Origin of the sequence: Sphingomonas sp. Leaf242 (assembly GCF_001422045.1) — a bacterium.
GTDB lineage: Bacteria > Pseudomonadota > Alphaproteobacteria > Sphingomonadales > Sphingomonadaceae > Sphingomonas.
Map to the genome: position 1 here is coordinate 409,843 of NZ_LMLW01000008.1, position 19,455 is coordinate 429,297.

19 protein-coding genes and 1 riboswitch are annotated in these 19,455 nt (G+C 63.6%); of the genes, 8 read left to right on the forward strand and 11 right to left on the reverse strand.

The window, feature by feature from the left end:
- Positions 1 to 6: 6 nt before the first annotated feature.
- Positions 7 to 864, reverse strand: coding sequence for a hypothetical protein (locus ASF09_RS09825; protein WP_060526048.1), 858 nt, complete (start codon positions 862 to 864; stop codon positions 7 to 9).
- A 144-nt stretch (positions 865 to 1,008) separates the two neighbouring features.
- Here ASF09_RS09825 and ASF09_RS09830 point away from each other — a divergent pair, with 144 nt between their 5' ends.
- Together ASF09_RS09830 and ASF09_RS21225 are read left to right on the forward strand one after the other, a co-directional pair.
- Positions 1,009 to 1,263: a type II toxin-antitoxin system Phd/YefM family antitoxin gene (locus tag ASF09_RS09830; protein ID WP_060526049.1), complete on the forward strand. Its 255-nt coding sequence runs from the start codon at positions 1,009 to 1,011 to the stop codon at positions 1,261 to 1,263.
- A 65-nt stretch (positions 1,264 to 1,328) separates the two neighbouring features.
- Positions 1,329 to 1,583, forward strand: a complete 255-nt coding sequence (locus tag ASF09_RS21225; RefSeq protein WP_443025005.1) for a hypothetical protein — start codon at positions 1,329 to 1,331, stop codon at positions 1,581 to 1,583.
- 80 nt (positions 1,584 to 1,663) lie between these two features.
- On the opposite strand, the gene ASF09_RS09835 is transcribed toward ASF09_RS21225, so the two are convergent.
- From ASF09_RS09835 to ASF09_RS09860, 7 genes are all read right to left on the reverse strand, one after another.
- Positions 1,664 to 2,656, reverse strand: a complete 993-nt coding sequence (locus ASF09_RS09835; RefSeq protein ID WP_060526050.1) for a tetratricopeptide repeat protein — start codon at positions 2,654 to 2,656, stop codon at positions 1,664 to 1,666.
- Positions 2,653 to 3,105: a hypothetical protein gene (locus ASF09_RS20290; protein WP_156359306.1), complete on the reverse strand. Its 453-nt coding sequence runs from the start codon at positions 3,103 to 3,105 to the stop codon at positions 2,653 to 2,655. The genes ASF09_RS09835 and ASF09_RS20290 overlap by 4 nt, the downstream gene beginning before the upstream one ends.
- 19 nt (positions 3,106 to 3,124) lie before the next feature.
- Positions 3,125 to 5,041, reverse strand: coding sequence for a phosphomethylpyrimidine synthase ThiC (thiC, locus tag ASF09_RS09840; protein ID WP_060526051.1), 1,917 nt, complete (start codon positions 5,039 to 5,041; stop codon positions 3,125 to 3,127).
- Between the two features lie 39 nt (positions 5,042 to 5,080).
- A riboswitch (TPP riboswitch) is annotated at positions 5,081 to 5,190 on the reverse strand.
- Between the two features lie 370 nt (positions 5,191 to 5,560).
- Positions 5,561 to 6,625 (reverse strand): ferritin-like domain-containing protein, encoded by a 1,065-nt coding sequence (locus ASF09_RS09845; RefSeq protein WP_060526052.1) that lies wholly within the window; start codon positions 6,623 to 6,625, stop codon positions 5,561 to 5,563.
- A gap of 48 nt (positions 6,626 to 6,673) precedes the next feature.
- A complete protein-coding gene (locus ASF09_RS09850; protein ID WP_060526053.1) occupies positions 6,674 to 7,693 on the reverse strand; it encodes a ferritin-like domain-containing protein in 1,020 nt (339 codons plus the stop codon).
- Positions 7,694 to 7,898: 205 nt separating this feature from the next.
- On the reverse strand, positions 7,899 to 8,762 hold the full coding sequence (locus ASF09_RS09855; protein ID WP_231420597.1) for a MipA/OmpV family protein: 864 nt from the start codon (positions 8,760 to 8,762) through the stop codon (positions 7,899 to 7,901).
- Between the two features lie 70 nt (positions 8,763 to 8,832).
- Positions 8,833 to 9,342 carry a DUF2141 domain-containing protein gene (locus ASF09_RS09860; RefSeq protein ID WP_235529776.1) on the reverse strand — a complete coding sequence of 170 codons (510 nt, stop codon included), beginning with the start codon at positions 9,340 to 9,342 and terminating at the stop codon, positions 8,833 to 8,835.
- Between the two features lie 412 nt (positions 9,343 to 9,754).
- Here ASF09_RS09860 and ASF09_RS09865 point away from each other — a divergent pair, with 412 nt between their 5' ends.
- Positions 9,755 to 9,955 (forward strand): hypothetical protein, encoded by a 201-nt coding sequence (locus tag ASF09_RS09865; RefSeq protein ID WP_060526054.1) that lies wholly within the window; start codon positions 9,755 to 9,757, stop codon positions 9,953 to 9,955.
- On the opposite strand, the gene ASF09_RS09870 is transcribed toward ASF09_RS09865, so the two are convergent.
- Positions 9,939 to 10,481, reverse strand: coding sequence for a GNAT family N-acetyltransferase (locus tag ASF09_RS09870; protein ID WP_060526055.1), 543 nt, complete (start codon positions 10,479 to 10,481; stop codon positions 9,939 to 9,941). The genes ASF09_RS09865 and ASF09_RS09870 overlap by 17 nt on opposite strands.
- Before the next feature lie 527 nt (positions 10,482 to 11,008).
- Between ASF09_RS09870 and crtY the strand changes: the two genes are divergently transcribed.
- The 4 genes from crtY (at position 11,009) to ASF09_RS09890 (ending at position 15,557) form a co-directional block, all read left to right on the forward strand.
- Complete coding sequence (gene crtY, locus ASF09_RS09875) at positions 11,009 to 12,175, forward strand: lycopene beta-cyclase CrtY (RefSeq protein ID WP_060526056.1); 1,167 nt, start codon at positions 11,009 to 11,011, stop codon at positions 12,173 to 12,175.
- On the forward strand, positions 12,172 to 13,662 hold the full coding sequence (locus ASF09_RS09880; protein ID WP_060526057.1) for a phytoene desaturase: 1,491 nt from the start codon (positions 12,172 to 12,174) through the stop codon (positions 13,660 to 13,662). Before crtY ends, ASF09_RS09880 begins: the two co-directional genes overlap by 4 nt.
- A 196-nt stretch (positions 13,663 to 13,858) precedes the next feature.
- Entirely contained in the window at positions 13,859 to 14,440 is a 582-nt protein-coding gene (locus tag ASF09_RS09885) for a TIGR00730 family Rossman fold protein (RefSeq protein WP_060526058.1), read from the forward strand.
- A 166-nt stretch (positions 14,441 to 14,606) separates the two neighbouring features.
- Positions 14,607 to 15,557, forward strand: coding sequence for a phytoene/squalene synthase family protein (locus ASF09_RS09890; protein WP_060526059.1), 951 nt, complete (start codon positions 14,607 to 14,609; stop codon positions 15,555 to 15,557).
- Between the two features lie 127 nt (positions 15,558 to 15,684).
- On the opposite strand, the gene ASF09_RS09895 is transcribed toward ASF09_RS09890, so the two are convergent.
- On the reverse strand, positions 15,685 to 15,915 hold the full coding sequence (locus ASF09_RS09895; RefSeq protein ID WP_060526060.1) for a hypothetical protein: 231 nt from the start codon (positions 15,913 to 15,915) through the stop codon (positions 15,685 to 15,687).
- Positions 15,916 to 16,037: 122 nt separating this feature from the next.
- Between ASF09_RS09895 and ASF09_RS09900 the strand changes: the two genes are divergently transcribed.
- On the forward strand, positions 16,038 to 17,867 hold the full coding sequence (locus ASF09_RS09900; protein WP_060526061.1) for an ABCB family ABC transporter ATP-binding protein/permease: 1,830 nt from the start codon (positions 16,038 to 16,040) through the stop codon (positions 17,865 to 17,867).
- Between the two features lie 425 nt (positions 17,868 to 18,292).
- On the opposite strand, the gene ASF09_RS09905 is transcribed toward ASF09_RS09900, so the two are convergent.
- Complete coding sequence (locus tag ASF09_RS09905) at positions 18,293 to 19,366, reverse strand: type I restriction endonuclease (protein WP_060526062.1); 1,074 nt, start codon at positions 19,364 to 19,366, stop codon at positions 18,293 to 18,295.
- Positions 19,367 to 19,455 lie beyond the last annotated feature (89 nt).

The following is a 19,455-nucleotide window of genomic DNA, read 5'->3' on the forward strand; positions in this document are numbered from 1 at the left end:
ATAAAGTTACGCTCGGAAACGGCGCCGACCGCGACCTTCATGGTCATCCTCACCTTCGTCTTCGGCGCGGACCCTTTCCGGATATTTCGGCGGGATCGTCGCCTTGGCCGCCGCAAGCTGCGCCTCGAAATTCGGGCCGAGCGGTGAGGGATCGGGTGGCGCGGGACGGGGCCTGGCCACGGGTTCGGCGCGAATATCGGCGACTGTGAGCGCCGTCGCCAGCGCCTCGGGGGCCATCAGGCGGTGCGGTTCGACGGGCATCGGCGGCGCGAGCGCGGCGAGCGTGGTCTCGACCGGCGGTACCGGGATGGGCGCCGGCGCAGGCGACTGGCCGGGGGTGCGATAGCGATCGGGTTGGTGCGCGCGCAGGAGGAACATCAGCAGGCGATCGTTGTAGCGGATGCGCTGGCCGACGCGGTTGCCGTCGCGATCGAACACCGGCTCGGGCGATCCGTTGATCGCGCGGTCGAAGGCGAGATCGACCAGCCGCAGCGACGCGGTCTGCACCGCCGCATCCCACGCCGCCGCGAACGCCGCGCCATCGGCCGCGCGGCGCAGGCGGTAGCACGAGGTCGCCGACATGTTCACTTCGATCGCGGCCTGCGTGACCGAGCCGGTATCCGCCAGCACGCCGATGAACGCCTGCTGCGTCGCCACCGTCCAGCCATCGTGCCGCACCTTCCTGCGGACGGGGACCCAGTCGTATTCGGCGAGGTCGAAGTCCTCGACGGTCGGGAGATGCTCGGCCTCGATGATGGTCATCGCGGTGGTCCGTGCGGTGGGCTTGGGGGCGGCCGGTTCGAGAGCGGGGGCGATGTCGGGCATGACATCGCGGCGAGCGCGCGTGCGCGTGGGTTTGGTCATGGCCGGAGCGGATCAGGCGGGCGGCGTGTAGGACAGCGTTTGCATGGGGTGTTGGACTTTTTGTGGAGAGGGTGTGGCGCGAGGGCATCCGTCACGACAGCCGACATTCTCGACATCGAGCAGAATGTCGCGCATCCTTGCCCTATGCAAACCGTGACCTATTCCGACGCGCGCGAGAACCTGAAGTCCGTGATCGACAAGGTCGTCGCCGACCGCGCGCCCGTGATGATCACGCGCCAGCGCGGCGAGAATGTCGTGCTGATCTTGGCGAGCGAATGGGCCGGGATGGAGGAGACGCTGCATTTGATGGCGTCGCCGGCAAATGCGAAGCGGCTGTTGGACGGGATCGCACGGTTTGATGCCAGCGAAAGCGAAGAGCACGCGCTCATTCAGCTTTGAAGGTCGTTTCCGATCCGGAAGGCTGGTCCGAATATCTCTACCGCCAGTAGGCCGACGCCAAGGTCCTGCGACGGATCAATGTCCTGATCAAAAGGATGCAGCCGACACCCGTTCACCGGCACGGGCAGGCCATAGCCGTTGCGACAGAACCTGACGTATCGACGTCGCAGCGTATCACCGATAGGCACCGGTTGGTCTACCGGATGTGTCGGTTGGGTAATGCCCAGGTGCGGGGAAGCCGATATATTATTAAGAGAGATTCGATAAATTTACCGTCTCGCTCAAGCGGAACAATGATGTGTGCAGTTCGAATGGATTAAGAGAACGAGACGCACCAGTTGCGCTGGGGTTAACACTGTCGAAAATATATAGTCTCTATAATAGATGGTTTCGAAATTTATTACGACTTAGGTTTGTTTGCAGCGCTGGACTCCGATGCATTAATACTTTCAAGCAACCTCAATCCGTCCTTTGCAGAACTACTTGCCTCACTATCAGAACTGTCCGAAAAGTCTCTGATTAATCTTTGCAAGGCGCCCCTAGCCTCCGATATGCGCTGCTGATCAACTAATATACTTGCCTTGTTATAAAGGGAATATGCAATTTGGCGCGCGACGTTGAAAGATTTAGCACCCTCGCTATCAGAGAGAATCTGTTCATATTCAGCAAGAGCATCATCCGCTCTATCGAGATGTGTCAGAACAGTAGCGCGGTTCACCTTCATGGGAATGACTTCTTCTAAATCCAGTCCTTCATGCTTATTTGTGTAAGCCATATACTGATCATAAATATCCAGCGCTTTGTGATACTGCTCTCGCTCTACGTAAATCCAAGCTAACGCTCGCAAAGATTTCGCAACCGTAGAAAACGCTGGCTTGTAAATTTCGAAATCTGCTATTAGAGCTATCAGTTCACGCGTGGCCGACTCCACTCGACCGTTAATCTTAAGATTTACTGCACGATTATACAGCGTCCGCGCTAATCTCTCTCTCGCGGGATCGCTGTCTTCTGCCTTAAGGCGCTTGATCACTTGGTCATAAACGGCAAGAGCATCGACAACCTTCTCACTGCTACTCAGTGTAATTGCCTTATTCATCAAGAGACGAGTAACCGTTTCATGAACAAAAGGGTCGCTGCTATCTCCAAATCGAAATAGTGCTTCGTCGTATGCTTGGATTTCCAAATCATGCTTACCCATCTCATCAAAGCACAGAGCTTCGACCTCGATACCCCGAAGCGCTAATTTCTCCGACTGCGAAAATGCTTTGAGAATTATCGCATAATCTAGTGCCAAATAGTGATTTTCGACCTCGAGAGCCTGCTCTAGTTCAGAGGCGAATTCATCCTCATCAAAAAGTCGCTCGGATCGATCAAAAAATAAATTGACCGTCATTCGCGATCCTTCCCATTTGTCTTAGGCAATTGAACTACTTGATCTCTATTGGCCCTAATAGTTCTCACATCAGATGCCGCTACTTGCTTGTGACCTTCTATTTCTAGTAATGCATTGCTCATTTTTTCTTCAGCAAGCCTGGCACTTTTTAAAATCTCATCTATCTCATTTCGACTAATAAGTAGTTCGTCTTTAGCTGCTGTGGTCGCAGCTTGAATTGCCGATTTTTCAGTTTTAAATGCGAAATAGATTATTATAATTGTGACAAGTATACCGAAGCACGCCAGTATAATTTCCAACCTATCGTTCGCGGCCGACTGCATCGACAGCTGATCTTTCAAGCCATCATACTTTGTTTCTAGGATGACCAAACGATCACCTTGACCTTCATTGCCAGCACTGGGCAAGTTACCTGCAACGGTGCCAGATAGGACAGCGACTTTTGACATCCCTAAGCGGATACGCAGGTTACAACCTGAAGTAAACCTCCGCGCCTTTCGCGCGAAACGCTTTACTCATTTCGTCCATGCCTCTTTCAGCGTCAGCATGCACAACATTGGCAAATAGTGCTCGGTCGATGTCGGCGGTTCCGCCCGCCACGTCCGCCGCTAGGAACGTATCGGCCGGCGCGTTCTGTTTCGCCGCGAAATCGCGTACCTCTTGGGTGATCTTCATCGAGCAGAATTTGGGGCCGCACATCGAGCAGAAATGGGCGGTCTTGGCGCCCTCGGCTGGCAACGTCTGGTCGTGGTAGTGTTCGGCGGTGTCGGGGTCGAGGGAGAGGTTGAACTGGTCTCTCCAGCGGAACTCGAAGCGTGCGCGGCTGAGGGCGTCGTCGCGCATCTGGGCGGCGGGGTGGCCCTTTGCCAGGTCGGCGGCGTGGGCGGCTAGTTTGTAGGTGACTACGCCGACCTTGACGTCGTCGCGGTCGGGGAGGCCTAGGTGCTCTTTCGGCGTGACGTAGCAGAGCATCGCGGTGCCGTACCAGCCGATCATCGCGGCGCCGATGCCGCTGGTGATGTGGTCGTAGCCGGGGGCTATGTCCGTCGTGAGCGGCCCTAAAGTGTAGAAGGGGGCTTCGCCGCAGACTTCGAGTTGCTTGTCCATGTTCTCCTTGATCTTGTGCATCGGGACGTGGCCGGGGCCTTCGATCATGACCTGGACGTCGCTCTTCCAGGCGCGATGCGTGAGTTCGCCTAGCGTGTAGAGTTCGCTGAACTGCGCTTCGTCGTTGGCGTCGGCGATGCTGCCGGGACGCAGGCCGTCGCCGAGACTGTAGGCGATGTCGTACGCCTTCATGATCTCGGTGATCTCGTCGAAGCGCTCGTAGAGGAAGCTCTCCTTGTGGTGGCTGAGGCACCATTTCGCCATGATCGAGCCGCCGCGCGAGACGATGCCGGTGACACGTTTCGCGGTCATCGGGATGTAGGCGAGGCGCACGCCGGCGTGGATCGTGAAGTAATCGACGCCCTGTTCGGCCTGCTCGATGAGGGTGTCGCGGAAAATCTCCCAGGTGAGGTCCTCGGCGATGCCACCGACCTTTTCGAGCGCCTGGTAGATGGGGACGGTGCCGATCGGGACGGGCGAGTTGCGGAGGATCCATTCGCGGGTGTCGTGGATGTTGCGGCCGGTGCTGAGGTCCATCACCGTGTCCGCGCCCCAGCGGATCGACCAGACGAGCTTGTCGACTTCGGCGGCGACGTTGCTGGCGACCGCGCTGTTGCCGATGTTGGCGTTGATCTTGACGAGGAAGTTGCGGCCGATCGCCATCGGTTCGGATTCGGGGTGGTTGATGTTGTTGGGGATGATCGCGCGACCGCGGGCGATCTCGTCGCGGACGAATTCGGGGGTTACGAAGTCGGGGATCTGCGCGCCGAAGGATTCGCCGTCTCGCTTGTAGTCTTTCAGTATCGCGCGGCCGAGGTTTTCCCGGGTGGCAACGTATTCCATTTCGGGGGTGATGATGCCGCGGCGGGCGTAGTGCATCTGGCTGACGTTGGCGCCTGGCTTGGCGCGGAGGGGGCGCTTGATGGTGGCGGGGAACTGGGGGACGCCGCCGGAGCGGTCTGGGCCTAGCTGGCCGTTGTCTTCGGGGCGGAGTTCTCGGGCTTCGTAGGATTCCACGTCGCCTCGGGCTTCGATCCAGGCGCGGCGGAGTTGGGGGAGGCCGGCGTTGATGTCGATTGTCGCGCGGGGGTCGGTGTAGGGGCCGCTGGTGTCGTAGACGCGTAACGGGGGTTCGGAGCAGCTTGGGTCTAGGACGATCTCGCGCATGGCGACGCGGACGTCGGGGCTGGAGGGGACCGCTACGTGGATTTTCCGGGAGCCTCGGATCGGGCCGGTGGTTACGCCGATGTCAGTCTTGGATTGCGTATCGATGGCCATGCGCTTGCTCCTACGGGTCTCGGAGCAAGGATTGCGGTTCTGTGGCGACCGCTCCCTCCCTCCGCCGGTATCAACCGGATCAGGTTCAGCGGGTCGAAGGCTCCTGCCTTCCTCTCAAGCGCGGATAAGCGCTCCCCCGGGGTGGGGTGAGCATAGGGGGGTTGGGGTGGGGTGCAATGGGAAACTTGGTGGTGGGGGTGCCGGGCGAACGGCGGGGGGCGGCGGCTCTTGCGATCCTCCCCCGCCAGGGGGAGGTGGCTGGCGCTTGCCAAACGAAGGGGGCGGTAAGGGTAAACCTATGCTCCGTGTCCTCCCCCTCCGTCACCTTCGGTGCCACCTCCCCCTGGCGGGGGAGGATCGAGCGTATGCACGCAGTAGAAAGGCCGCTGCCCTGGGTGGGGCAACGGCCTTTTCTTTCACTCCGCGCGCCGTCAGTCGTAGCAAAGCTACGCCTTGTGGCGTGCTGTGCTGCGCTGGCCGCGCTTAGGCGAGTCTTGCGCCAGCTTGGCGCAAGCCGCCCTAAGCGTTTGCCGCAGACGTCCGGATCGAGCCGTTGACGCCGGCGGGGAAGAAGCCGCCGAGCGAGACCGCGGCCTTGCTGAGGTAGACGATGTTGAGCACCTGGCCGGTCGAACGGCTGTAGGCAAGCCCGTTGGCATCGGTCGGGACGATGTTCGAGATCGTCGCGTCCGACCCGGTGATGCCCTGGTCGTCGTCGCCGATCACGCCGGTCGTCGCGTTGGTGACGGTGCCGTCGAGGCTGTCGCGCGCGTCGCTGATCTTGTTCGCGTTGGTGATCAGCGCCGTGATCGGGTTCGGCGTCTGCAGACCCTTGCGGTACAGGATCGTCCGGATCAGACCGGCATGATAGGCCTCGGCGGCGAGGATGCCGGCAGCGGCCTCGAGATAGGTCTTGTTGCTGATCAGCGGGGCCGCGCCCTTGTAGGCCGAGACGCCGACGTCCTCGAAGATGTACGCGCCAAGCAGGAAGCTGTTGTCGTCGGCATAGGGGTCGAACACGCCGGTGTTCGCATCGACCACGCCTGCCGCGCGGGCCGCGAGGCTGAACGCGCCGGGAGCGGCGGCGGTGCCGCCCGAGATGTTGATCGCGGGCTGCGCTGCGGCGGACGCACCGAGTGCACTGCGCAGGAACGCGACGTGCGCGACTTCGTCGATCGCGATCTCACGCGCATATTGCTGGACGACGACATCCTGGAAGGCGACCTGGCGCGGGAAGCCGGCACCGGTGCCGGTGACGACCGCGCCCTGCGTGCCGACGCCGGTCAGCAGGTTGGCGTTGAGGCCGACGCCGAACGCAGCATAGGCGTAGAACTGCGCTTCGAGATATTCGAGGTTGAGCGCGAAGTTCAGCACGTCCGGGTCGGTCACACCGGTTGCCGGGGTCGGCGTGGGGGTCGGGGCCGGCGTCACGCTGTCGTTGTCGTCACCACCACAGGCGGCGAGCAGCGAGGCACCGCCGAGCGCGACCGCGCTGCCGCCGGCGAACCGGAGGAAGCTGCGGCGTTCGTTGCGGCGGGTTTCGATCGCGTCGAAGATCTCGAGCGTATTCTTGATGTCGGTCATTGGGTTAATCCCCTGAATAGCGAAGAAAGCGAAGGGCGTTGGGCTGGATCAGCTCGCCGCGACGCTCGTCTTGATGTTGCCGTTCATGCCCGACGGGTAGAACCCGCCTGCCGAGGCTGCACCGCTGTTGAGATACACGATGTTCAGCACTTGGCTGGTCGAGCGGCTGTACGCGATGCCGTTCGCATCGAGCGGGACGATGTTCGACGTCGTGACCGCGACCTGCGTCGTCGCGAGGTTGGTCGGCGTCTGACTGTAGGGCGAGATGCCCTGATCGAGATCGCCGGCACCGAACATCACCGTGTTCGCGCCACCGCCGTCGAGGCTGTCGCGCGCCTTCGAGATCGCATCCGCCGAGGTGCGTAGCGCCGGCGTGTCGATACCCTTGCCGTAGAGCGTCGTGCGGACGATCGCGGCGTGATACGCCTCGACCGCGAGCAGGCCGGCGGCAGCCTCGAGATACGCCTTGCTGGTGAGCAGCGGGGCGGCGCCCTTGTAGGCGGTCACGCCGACGTCTTCGAAAATGAACGCGCCGAGCAGGAAGTTCTCGTCGGAGAAATAGGGGTCGAACGCGGTGCCGGCGGGAACCAACCCTGCAGCCTGCGCGGCGGTCGAGAAGGCGCTGGTCGGCGAGACGCTGACGTCGATCGCCGGCTGCGCGACGGCGGAGTTGCCGAGCGCCGAGCGGAGGAACTTGACGTGGGCGATCTCGTCCTGCGCGATCTCACGCGCATATTGCTGGACGATCGGGTCGGTGAAGGTGACCTGGCGACCGCCGAGAACCGCGCCCTGCTGGCCGGTGCCGGACAACAGGCTGTTGTCGAGACCGGTGCCGTAGGCGGCGTAGGAGTAGAACTGCGCCTCGAGATATTCGAGATTGAGCGCGAAGTTCAGGACATCCGCGTCGGTGATCGTCTGTGCCGATGCCGCGCTGGAGAAGGACAATGCGGTCGCGCCGGCCGCGGTGATCGCCGCCGCGCCGAGCGCGTTCTTGAAGAACTCCCGGCGCTCGCTGCGTCGCTCTACGCGCGCATCGAGGGCTTCGATCAGGTGCATGCTCTCGGTCATGGCAGGGTCCTCCCCTTGTGGGTGATACGGTCGAGTATCGTATTGTTCTTATTGACTTAATCGCGACATATGACGGTTTAAGGTCCGTAATCACAAAGTCCAGTCCACAACGAGGTACGCACGAAAAACCCGCCCGGATGCGCCGGGCGGGTGATTTATTCGCAAGACCTGCGAGCCTGCCGAAACAGACCCGGTCAGGTTGGGATCAGAAGGTGTAGGTCAGGCCGACCGCACCCATCCACTGATCCGCCGAGCCGACATCGGCGACGATCGGGCTGTCCTTGTACTTGCCGAGCAGGCGACCGTAGAGCACGCCGGCGCCGACGCCGAAGCCGTGGCGAAGATCGCCCGACAGGCTCTGCACCACGAACAGCGACGCGTTGATCTCGCGAAAGCCGCTGTCGTTGACGTCGTAGGTGCGCAGCCCGCTGTTCAGCGTGCCGATCGGCGTCACCGCCGAATAGGTGCGGCCAAAGCCCTTACCGACGTAATCGCCGGACACGCCCATCGAGACGAGCGTACGGACCGACAGCGGCGTCGTGTAGTTGATCTGCGGCGTGATGACATAGCTGTCATAAGTGTCCGAAACGTCGTGGACATAGGCTACGCGTGCGGTGAGCGTGTCGTAATCGCTGGTGATGACGCCGGTCTTGCCGATGCCGACATAGCCGCCGACTTCGTACGCGGTGTCGATCTTGCCAAGCGCGCGGACCTGGCGGTTGTCGACCTTGCCGGTACGATCGGTACGAATGCCGCCGATGACGCCGAGTTCGTAGTTGATGCCGACGTTGCCCGTGTTGGGGATCAGGTTGACGTACAGCTGCGTGCCGCGGGTGAAGAAGTCATGGCCGCGCACCGTGCCGATCACCGCGCCGACGGGCGAGAAGTCGTTGCTGTCTGCACCATCGTAATCGGGCAGCGACGCAACGCCGACCGCGACCGTCACGCGGTTGTTGTCACGCGCACTGGTGATCGGCGGCGACGGGTTGGGGTCAGTCTGCGCGAGCGCAGGCGTGGCGGTCAGGAGCACCGCGATTGCGGCAGACGTAAAGAGAGTGAATGCGCGCAAGGAAAAAGCTCCGGACAAAAAGGTTCCACGGCGCAACGCGGGGAAACCGAATTCGGTCCGTGACGATCGTTCAGAAGATGTAACGCATTTTTACCTGTTGCATATCGGCATCACCGGCGAGCGTGAACTCGGCGGCGGAAAAGCGCGGCGGGCCGAACCGGACCGCGGCATTGCGGGAGAAGCCATAGCCCTCGCGCGGGATGCCGGCGATCGTATCGAGCTTGGCGTTGTTGTTCTCGTCGTGGATGATCGCGAGCGCATAGGCGCGTTGCGGCAGACCGGGGAAGCTGGTCGCATGGACGCTGGCCGGGATCGACCGGGTCATCGCGTTGGCATCGTCGACACAGGCCGGGAAGTTATCGGGATCGGCGGTGAGGCAGATCCGGATCGTGCCCTTCGCCGAGCGCAGATTGTCGACCTCGACGTCGAGCCGCGTGACCGGCGCGGTCGCGGCCAGCATCATCCACACCGCGCCGAGACTCGCCGCGCCGTACAGCCGCTTCGGCATGGTCCGCCCAGTCTTCAACACCGTGTTCGCCGGTGTCGCAGAGCCGATCCCAGGTTCGGAAATGATGGCCATGTTTGCACCCGTATCGTTCATGATGTCGCCGATGGCGACCGACCGTGATCGGCCGTGTCCCCATTGCTCTCCGCCACATGAACCGCGGGAAAACCTCCCGCACCACATGATAGCCTCCGCCCATACCCGTCGCGACCGTCATCGCCAAACCTGGCATGCCGACGGGGATCGGAATTGCCGGGACCCGTAGCGCAAGTACCACAGCATCCGTTGGCGGTCGGTCGGGCGACGGGGCTGTGAGCGGATATTTCGCAGCATGGACGCGATCACGTATGCTGCTCTGTTCTGCGAGGTGACGGCGCAGGCCAAGTCCTGGAAAATCCTGGCATTGCAATAGGCTCTATGCAGTGCGTGGAATCCTGATAGCTTCCTTCCCTAGAGCAGGATGACCTGCCAATTCGGAGAGTGATGCATGGCAAACCATAGCGCCGCGCGCGGGGATACGGGGCGGAATATTGGCCGCGATACGGGCAAGGACCACAAAAGGCTGATATACGTGATCGCCGGCAGCATCCTGGCGTTGGGGCTGGTGTTGATGGCGTTCTATGACCGGGCGGGCGATCCGATGCCGATCGCGTCGGTGCAGACGCCGGTCGTCACCGCGCAGAAATAGCGCCGGGCGCGGCGCGGTCGAAGATCAGGATCGGCGCGTCGCGGTACGTGCCCGTCGTGCGCAGGCGGTAGCCGAGGCGCTCGGCGAGCCGGATCGAGGGGGCGTTGGCGGGATCGATGATGCAGGTCGTCGCGGGGATGCGCGCGTCGGTCCAGGCGAGGATCGCGGCGAGCGCTTCGGAGGCGTAGCCCTTGCCTTGCGCGTCGCCGGTGAGCGTCCAGCCGACTTCGGGAGTCGCGTCGATCGAGGGCTCGATCGCGCGGCGGGCCTCGATCAGGCCGAGCTCGCCGATGAGGTGGCCTGTGGCGGTGTCGCGGGCGATCCAGCTGCCGTAGCCGAACAGCGTCCACTGGCCGATCGATCGGAGCAGGCGGATCCAGACGTCCTCGCGGGTGCGCGGCTGACCGCCGATCATCGCGTAGACGCGCGGGTCGGTCCACATCGTGGCGCAGTCTTCGAGGTCGGTGGCAGTGTGGGCGGTTAGGGTTAGCCGGGCGGTAGTTAAGGTGGGAGCGGATGTGGCCATTCGTACTGTCTAAGAGGTATCTTGGTGAAAGGGTATCTGTCGCCGCGCACTCTCCCCTCCCTGGAAGGGAGGGGTCGGGGGTGGGTCGGCCAGCTTGAACCACTCGCGTTCCGGTATGCGGAAGCCAGTCCCCCCTTAGCCGCGCGCGTTCGAACTTGCGGAAGCCGACCCACCCCCAGCCCCTCCCTTCCAGGGAGGGGAGCAGGTTGGGCTTTTCCTATTCGTACGGATCGCACGGTTCAGGCGTCGCAATGATCGATCGTTTGATCCTCCCCCGCCAGGGGGAGGTGTCGCCGAAGGCGACGGAGGGGGAGGATACGGAACCTCGGTTTCCCTGCCCTCCCCCTCCGTCAGACAAGCGCCTGCCACCTCCCCCTTGCGGGGGAGGATCGGTAGGTTATCCTTTCCTGTCTGCCCCCCCCGCCTCCCTCGCCTCCCCCACACTCCCGGCAACGCAGGTTGTCTTCGGCTGCGATTGCTTCGGAAAGGTTGTTTTCGTGCTCGCTGCTTTGCGCTAGTCCGAGCAGATGGCATCGACGATCTCCTGCGACGTCGCGATCGTTGGCGCGGGTTTGGCCGGCGGGATGATCGCGCTGGCGCTCAAGGCCAGGCATCCGGCGTTGGACGTGCGGCTTATCGACGCCGCGCCGGTGGTCGGCGGCAATCATCTCTGGTCGTTCTTCGGCAGCGACGTAGCGCAAGGCGATCGCTGGATCGTCGCTCCGCTCGTGGTGCATGCCTGGCGCGGCTACGACGTGCGGTTTCCGGCGCATGCGCGGACGATCGACGCGACCTATTATTCGATCGAGAGCGAGCGGCTCGACCGCGAGGTACGCCGCGTGCTCCCCGCGGATGCGCTGATGCTTGGGCGGAAAGTGTCGGGCGCGAGTCCGACCGCGGTGGTGCTCGCGGATGGAGACCGGATCGAAGCCAAGGGCGTGATCGACGTGCGAGGCCCGGGCGACCTGTCGCTTCTCGATCTGGCATGGCAGAAGTTCGTCGGGCGCGAACTGGTGCTGAAGGCGCCGCACGGCAGCCCCACGCCGATCGTGATGGACGCGACCGTGCCGCAGATCGATGGCTATCGCTTCGTCTATTGCCTGCCGCTGGCCGACGACCGGATGTTCGTCGAGGACACCTATTACAGCGACACCCCCGACCTCGACGTCGAGACGCTCACGACCCGCGTCCATGATTATGCCGAGGCGCGCGGCTGGGCGGTGGCGCAGGCGGCGCGCGTGGAATCGGGCGTGCTGCCGGTCGCGATGGGCGGCGATTTCGAGGCGTATTGGCGCTCTGGCGGCGCGCATGTCGCCAAGGCCGGGATGCGTGCGGGGATGTTCCATCCGACCACGGGGTATTCGCTGCCCGACGCGGTGCGGACGGCGTCGATGCTGGCGCGTCTCACCGATTTCTCCGGCACGACCCTTCACGACGCGACGCAGGCGATGGCGCGGGCGACGTGGAAAAGCCGCGGCTTCTACCGGATGCTCGACACGATGTTGTTCCGCGCGTCGGAGCCCGAGGAACGCTATCGCATCCTCGAACGCTTCTATCGCCTGTCGCCGGCCCTGATCGGTCGCTTCTATGCCGGACGCTCGACGCTGACCGACAAGGCGCGCGTTCTGACCGGCAAGCCCCCCGTCCCCATCGCGCGCGCCGTGCGCGCCATCGCAGGCAGTATGAGACCATGAAGACCGCAATCGTCATCGGCGCAGGATTTGGCGGGCTGGCGCTCGCGATCCGGCTGCAATCCGCGGGCGTGCAGACGACGATCGTCGAATCGCGCGATAAGCCGGGCGGGCGTGGGTATTTCTGGGAGCGCGCCACCGACGAAGGCACCTTCACCTTCGATGCCGGGCCGACGGTGATCACCGATCCGGATTGCCTGCGCGAGCTGTGGGCGCTGAGCGGGCGCGACATGAGCGCGGACGTGACGCTCGATCCGGTGCTGCCGTTCTACCGGCTGAACTGGCCCGACGGGACGAATTTCGATTACAGCAACGACGACGTCCAGATGCGCGCCGAGATCGAGAAGCTGCATCCCGGCGACTGGGCGGGATACGAGAAATTCCTGCACTATTCGGCGGGGGTCTTCCATGAGGGCTATGAGAAGCTCGGGCATGTCGCGTTCCTCGACTTCGGGTCGATGATCAAGGCGGCGCCGGCGCTGGCGAAATACCAGGCGTGGCGATCGGTCTATTCGATCGTGTCGAGCTTCGTGAAGTCGGAGAAGCTGCGCGAGGCGTTGAGCTTCCATACGCTGCTGGTCGGCGGCAATCCGATGACGACGAGCGCGATCTATGCGCTGATCCACAAGCTGGAGCGCGACGGCGGGGTGTGGTTCGCGCGCGGCGGGACCAATCGGCTGGTGGCGGCGCTGGTGACTCAGTTCGAACGGCTGGGCGGTGTGCTGCGGCTCGACGATCCGGTGACGTCGATCGAGACTCTGGGCGATCGCGCGACCGGCGTGACGACGGCGAGCGGCTGGTCGGGTCAGGCGGATGCGGTGGCGGCGAACAGCGACATCATGCACACCTATCGCGACCTGCTGGCGACCTCACGCAGTGCCAAGCGGAAGACCGGGTCGCTCGAGCGGAAGAAATATTCGCCGTCGCTGTTCGTGGTGCATTTCGGGATCAAGGGCACCTGGCCGGGCATTCCGCACCACATGATCCTCTTCGGGCCGCGCTATAAGGGGCTGCTCGAGGACATTTACGACCACGGCGTGCTGAGCGAGGATTTCTCGCTGTATTTGCATCATCCGACCGTGACCGATCCTTCGCTGGCGCCGGAGGGGCATTCGACGTTTTACGCGTTGGCGCCGGTGCCCCATCTCGGGAAATTCCCGGTGGATTGGGACGAGATCGCGCCGATTTTGGAGAAGCGCATCCTCGACGAGATCGGGCGGCGGTTGATTCCGGATATCCATGAGCGGATCGTGACGAAATTCTCGTACGCGCCGAAGGATTTCGCACAGGATCTGAATGCACATCTGGGTAGCGCGTTCTCGCTGGAGCCGGTGCTGACGCAGAGCGCGTATTTCCGCGTGCATAATCGCGACGAGCATATTCCGAACTTGTACTTCGTGGGCGCTGGGACGCATCCGGGTGCTGGGATTCCGGGGGTTGTCGGGAGCGCAAAGGCTACGGCTCGGTTGATGCTTGAAGGCGAGAAGTAAGGGGTTTTGTTCACGCGAAGGCGCGAAGGCGCTAAGATTTTCGTGAAGGGCGTAGCGCCATGCTGCATGAGCCGTTTTTGCGGCTTGGGATGTGTAAGTCGCTTTGCGACGGGAAAGACATCTTCGCGCCTTTGCGCCTTCGCGTGAACCCATTCTTTCCTTGCGGCACCCCGCGCGCTTCCCCTAGCGGTGCGGGATGAAGAGACTTGCTGTGTATTGCGGGTCGGCGACGCCGGCTGATCCGACTTATATCGAGGGCGCTCGCGCGCTGGGGCTCGCGTTTGCCGCGCGGGGGATTGGCCTGGTTTATGGCGGTGGGCGGACCGGGCTGATGGGGGCGATCGCGGATGGCGCGCTCGAGGGTGGCGGCGAGGTTATCGGGGTTATCCCGCAGGCCTTGGTCGATGCCGAGGTCGCGCATCGGGGGCTTACCGAGCTGCACGTCGTCAGCGGCATGCATCAGCGCAAGCAGATGTTTACCGATCTTTCCGACGGGTTCGTGACGATTCCGGGTGGGACCGGGACGATGGACGAGCTGTGGGAGGCGCTGAGCTGGGCGCAGCTTGGCTATCATGCGGATCCGGTCGGACTGCTGAACACCGCTGGGTATTACGATCACCTGATCGCGTTCTGGGAGAAGATGGGCGAGGTTGGTTTCCTGCGGCCGCAGCACAGGGACCTGCTGATTGTGGCGGATACGCTGGAGGTGTTGCTCGACCGGATGGAGCGCCACGTGCCGACGCAGCCGATCGTGCGGATGAACGCGTCGGATTTGTGAGGTTGACGGCTCACTCCAGCACCTGCCGCCACCCCGGCGAAGGCCGGGGCCCAGTTGGGAAGGTTGCAGTAACGACGCTCGGCGCTAGCCAACTTACGTCCCCCAACTGGGCCCCGGCCTCCGCCGGGGTGGCGCATATAACGGTGGTGGCGTGCGGGGTGTTGCTGTGAGTCACCCCCTCCCCTCGCGCGAGGCGATCGTCGCTACCGCGCATGAGTCGATCTCGCGCGGGTCGAAGAGTTTTGCCGCCGCCAGCCTGTTGTTCGACAAGCCGACGCGCGAGCGGGCGTGGCTGTTGTATGCGTGGTGCCGGCGGTGCGACGATATCGCCGATGGGCAGGATCATGGGCACGGGATGACCGTAGTGGAGGACGCCCCGGCCAGGCTCGTGGCGCTGTCGGCGATGACCGAGCAGGCTCTCGCGGGCGACTATGTCGGCGAGCCGGCGTTCGATGCGTTGCGGATCTTCGCCGCTGAGACGCGGCTGCCGAAGCGGTTCGCGCGTGATCTGGTCGAGGGGTTCGCGCTCGATGCGCGCGAGTGGCGGCCGCGGTCGGAGAACGACCTCTACAAATATTGCTACCATGTCGCGGGCGTCGTCGGGTGCATGATGGCGATCGCGATGGGCGTCGATCCCGACGACGAGGATACGCTCGATCGCGCGTGCGACCTGGGGATGGCGTTCCAGCTCGCCAATATCGCGCGCGACGTCGAGGAGGATGACCGGGTCGGGCGGTGCTATCTGCCCGAGGACTGGCTGGTCGAGATGGACTTTCCGCCCGGGCAGCACATGAAGCCGCCGTTTCGCTCGCGGTTAGCTGTGTTGACGCGGCGGATGGCGGATCGGGCGGCAGCATTCGAGGCGAGTGCGCGGGAGGGGACGCCGGCGCTGTCGTTCCGCTCGGCTTGGGCGGTGTTGTCGGCGGCTGGCATTTATGGGGCGATCGGGCGGACTGTGGCGGCTCGGGGGGAGCATGCCTGGGATCACCGGGTGACGACGTCGGGGATGCAGAAGCTGGGGTTTATCGTGACGGCGGCGCGGGAGGCGGCTCGGCGGGAGAAACTGTATCCGCGGACTGTGCGGGACGCCCGGTTGTGGACTCGGCCTAAGGTTTAGCGCGCACCTGCCCAAGCCACCACGTCATCCCGGACCTGTTCCGCGATCCACCGTTCCGCGCAGTCTAAAGCAGGGAACTCGGGGATGGGTGGATGCCGGAACAAGCCCGGCATGACGAAAATTCGGTTCAGCCCTGCGGCTTGGCCTTGCCGGTTTTCGCCAAGAGCTGGCCTTGCGCACGGCAATTCGCGCCGATCATCGGATACGGAACGTCGGTGTTCTGCGCCAGCTGTCCGGGGAGCGCCGCGCGGCACTGCGCCATCGTCTCGTAGCGCGCCGGGATCACGCGCGCCTCGGTGCAATTCACGTTGCCATCGCCGCAACCCATGATCGCCATGACGTAGAACAGCGGTTCCATTTCACTCTCCGGTTGCGTGCGTGCCGTTGCGGCAGGACGTACCGATAAAAGCGACGAAGCGGCAGGATTGTTCCCCCAACTGCTTTCGCCGGGGCTTGACTGCACCTACATCGCATCGATCCATGCCCCCTGACAGCTACACCTCCACCCGCGCGGACCAGCCCTTGCTGCCGACGCTCTGCCGCTTCCTGCCGTTCCTGTGGCCGGCGGGACAGCCCAAGCTGAAGGTACGGATCGTCGTCGCGATGCTGCTGGTGATCGCGTCGAAGCTGATCCAGGTGTTCGGCGCGGCGTTCACGCTGAAATACGCGGTCGACGCGATGGCGGGGAACGATCGCGGGGCGCTAACGCTCGTCGTGCTGCTGGTGGTCGGGTACGCGGCGTCGCGATTCGGGACGACGCTGTTCGACAATCTGCGCAACGCGGTGTTCGAGCGCGTCGGGCAGGACGCGTCGCGGCGGCTGGCGGCGCAGGTGTTTCGCCACCTGCATGCGCTGAGCCTCGATTTTCACCTGTCCAGGCGGACGGGTGCGGTCACCAAGGTGGTCGAGCGCGGTACCAAGAGCATCGACACGATGCTGTACTTCCTGCTGTTCAACATCGCGCCGACGGTGTTCGAACTGGTGCTGGTGCTCGGGCTGTTCTGGACCAAGTTCGGCTGGCCGCTGGTCGTCGCGACGGTGGTGATGGTGGTCGGCTATATCCTCTTCACGCGGATGGTGACCGACTGGCGCAACGCCCTGCGCGCGCGGATGAACGACCTGGATACCGGGGCGGTCGCGCATGCGGTGGATTCGCTGCTGAACTTCGAGACGGTAAAGTATTTCGGCGCGGAGGAGCGCGAGGCGCGCCGCTACGACAGCGCGATCACGGCCTATTCCGAGGCGGCGGTGAAGAGCGAGAATTCGCTCGCGTGGCTGAATCTCGGCCAGGCGCTGATCACCAACGTGATGCTGGCGGGCGGCATGGGGTTCGTCGTGTGGCGGTGGAGCCGCGGCGAGGCGTCGGCGGGCGACGTTGTATTCGTGTCGACGCTGCTGGCGCAGCTGTTCCGGCCGCTCGACCTGTTGGGGATGGTGTATCGCACGATCCGGCAGGGTGCGCTCGACATGGCGGCGATGTTCGACCTGATCGATACGCCGGCGACCGTGGTCGATGCGCCGGGTGCGCCTGCGCTAGCGGTGAGCGCGGGGCATGTGCGGTTCGAGGGCGTGTCGTTCGGCTACGACGCCGGGCGGCCGATCCTGCGCGACCTGGAGCTGGACGTGCCTGCCGGATCGACACTGGCCGTGGTTGGGCCGTCGGGTGCGGGCAAGTCGACGCTCGCGCGGTTGCTGTACCGGTTTTACGACCTGACGGGCGGGCGGATTACCGTCGATGGGCAGGATATCGCGCAGGTGCGGCAGGCGTCTTTGCGCGCCGCGATCGGGATCGTGCCGCAGGATACGGTGCTGTTCAACGACACGATCGGGTACAATATCGCCTATGGCCGTGAGGGTGCCGAGATGCCCGAGGTCGAGGTTGCCGCGAAGGGTGCGGCGATCGCGGGGTTCATCGAGCGGCAGCCGCTTGGGTATGAGACGCGGGTGGGCGAGCGTGGGTTGAAGCTGTCGGGCGGTGAGAAACAGCGCGTGGCGATCGCGCGGACGCTGCTCAAGAACCCGCCGATCCTGATTCTGGACGAAGCGACTTCAGCGCTGGATAGCCGGACCGAGGCTGAGATTCTGGATACGCTGGAGGCGATCGAGCGCGGGCGCACGACGATCGTGATCGCGCATCGGCTGTCCACGGTGGTGCATGCGGACCAGATCGTCGTGCTGGAGGCGGGGCGGATCGTCGAGAAGGGCACGCATGCGGACCTGCTACGGCAGGGCGGCGTGTATGCGGAGATGTGGAACCGGCAGGCGCAGGAGCGGGCTGGGGATGATGATGGGGCGTTGGCGGCGGAGTAGAGTGCGTTTGATGCGCTTGGATCACCCGCGGACGGCCGCCACAAAAGCTCCGTCACCCCGGACCTGTTCCGGGGTCCACCGTTCCGCGCACTGTCACGCTTCGAGTTTTGGGACGGGTGGATGCCGGAACGAGCCCGGCATGACGGAAGAGTAGGCTCACCCCCGCCCCCCCCCCCCGGCGGAGGCCGGGGCCCAATTGGGGAACGTTGCTGACATTGCCACCTTTCCAATTGGGCCCCGGCCTCCGCCGGGGTGGTGGTTTGGATGCCGGGGGGAGCATTAAAGGCGAGCAGCGTATCGCACGCTGCCCCTTCCTGTTCCCTCGCGAACGCGGGGGGCCAGGAATCACGGGCGGTGGCACTGCTTGGTCCTGGGCCCCCGCTTTCGCGGGGGAACGGAAGGAGAGCGGGGACTAGGGGCGCTCGCTACGCCGGAATGGACGGATCCAGTTCGCGCAACCGGGCCTCGATCGCGCTCGAATATTGGTAGATATGCGTCAAATCCGACAGCAGATGCCGCGTCTCGTCCTTGCCGGCGAACATCCCGAGATACTTGGTCGTGATGCCGTTAAAGTGCATCCGAGCGACCGTCTTCCGGTTGTTGTCGTCGAGCAGGATCGCGCAATACGACTTCGCATCGCGGACGATCACGCGTTTCGGGTCGACCAGCCGTGAGGCGATCGCCTGGATGATGTGGAAGCCGGAGATCTCCTCCTGCGTGGTGACGATGCCGTCGCCGTCGGAGGGGTCGTCGGACGCACCCGGCGGCAGGTCCTCGACCGGGCTCGACGCCTTCAGCGCCGATGACAGCCGCTCGTTGACGAAATCGCGGATCAGCGCGGCGATCGCCGGCGCGAGCAGCTTGGCGAAGCCGTCCTTGATTGCGGGCGTCAGGCGCCCGCCGTGGACGCGCTGCGCCATCATCCGGACGAACTCGTCGGAGGGCTCGGCGAACTCCTTTTCGAGTTCGAGGCGGATCAGCGACTGCGTCTTGAGGTTGCCGGCCTCCTGGACGATCTTGTCGATGTCGAACGCGGCCTTGGTGAATTTCTCGAGCGTGCGGATGTCGCCGGGCTTGATCGCGTCCATCGTGAAGGTGAAGAACGGCTTGTCGTCCATCTTGTTCGGGCGCTCGATGTCCGAATAGAACTGGTAGACGACGCCGTTGGTGAGCACCGCGAGGCGCGCGTCGGTGACGCTGAAATAGCGGAACAGCTGGCCGGCATGATTGACGTTGAGCTGGACCGAGGAGGGCTTGCACTCGATCAGGATCGACACTTTCCCGCCCGCGCAGATCGCATAGTCGACCTTTTCGCCCTTCTTGGTGCCGACGTCCGCGGTGAATTCGGGGACGACTTCGGACGGGTTGAAGACGTCGTAGCCGAGCGACTGGAGGAACGGCATCACCAACGCGGTCTTCGCCGCTTCTTCGGTCAGCAACACTTCGCGGTGTTCGATCGTGCGCTTCTGCAGCTCGGCCAGCCTGATGCTCAGTTCCATGCGCGTCCCCACGGATTGAATGGGGAGGATGCGCGGGGAAGTTCTGGTGGTCCATCACGGTACCGAAACAATCCGTTCGGATTTCGATC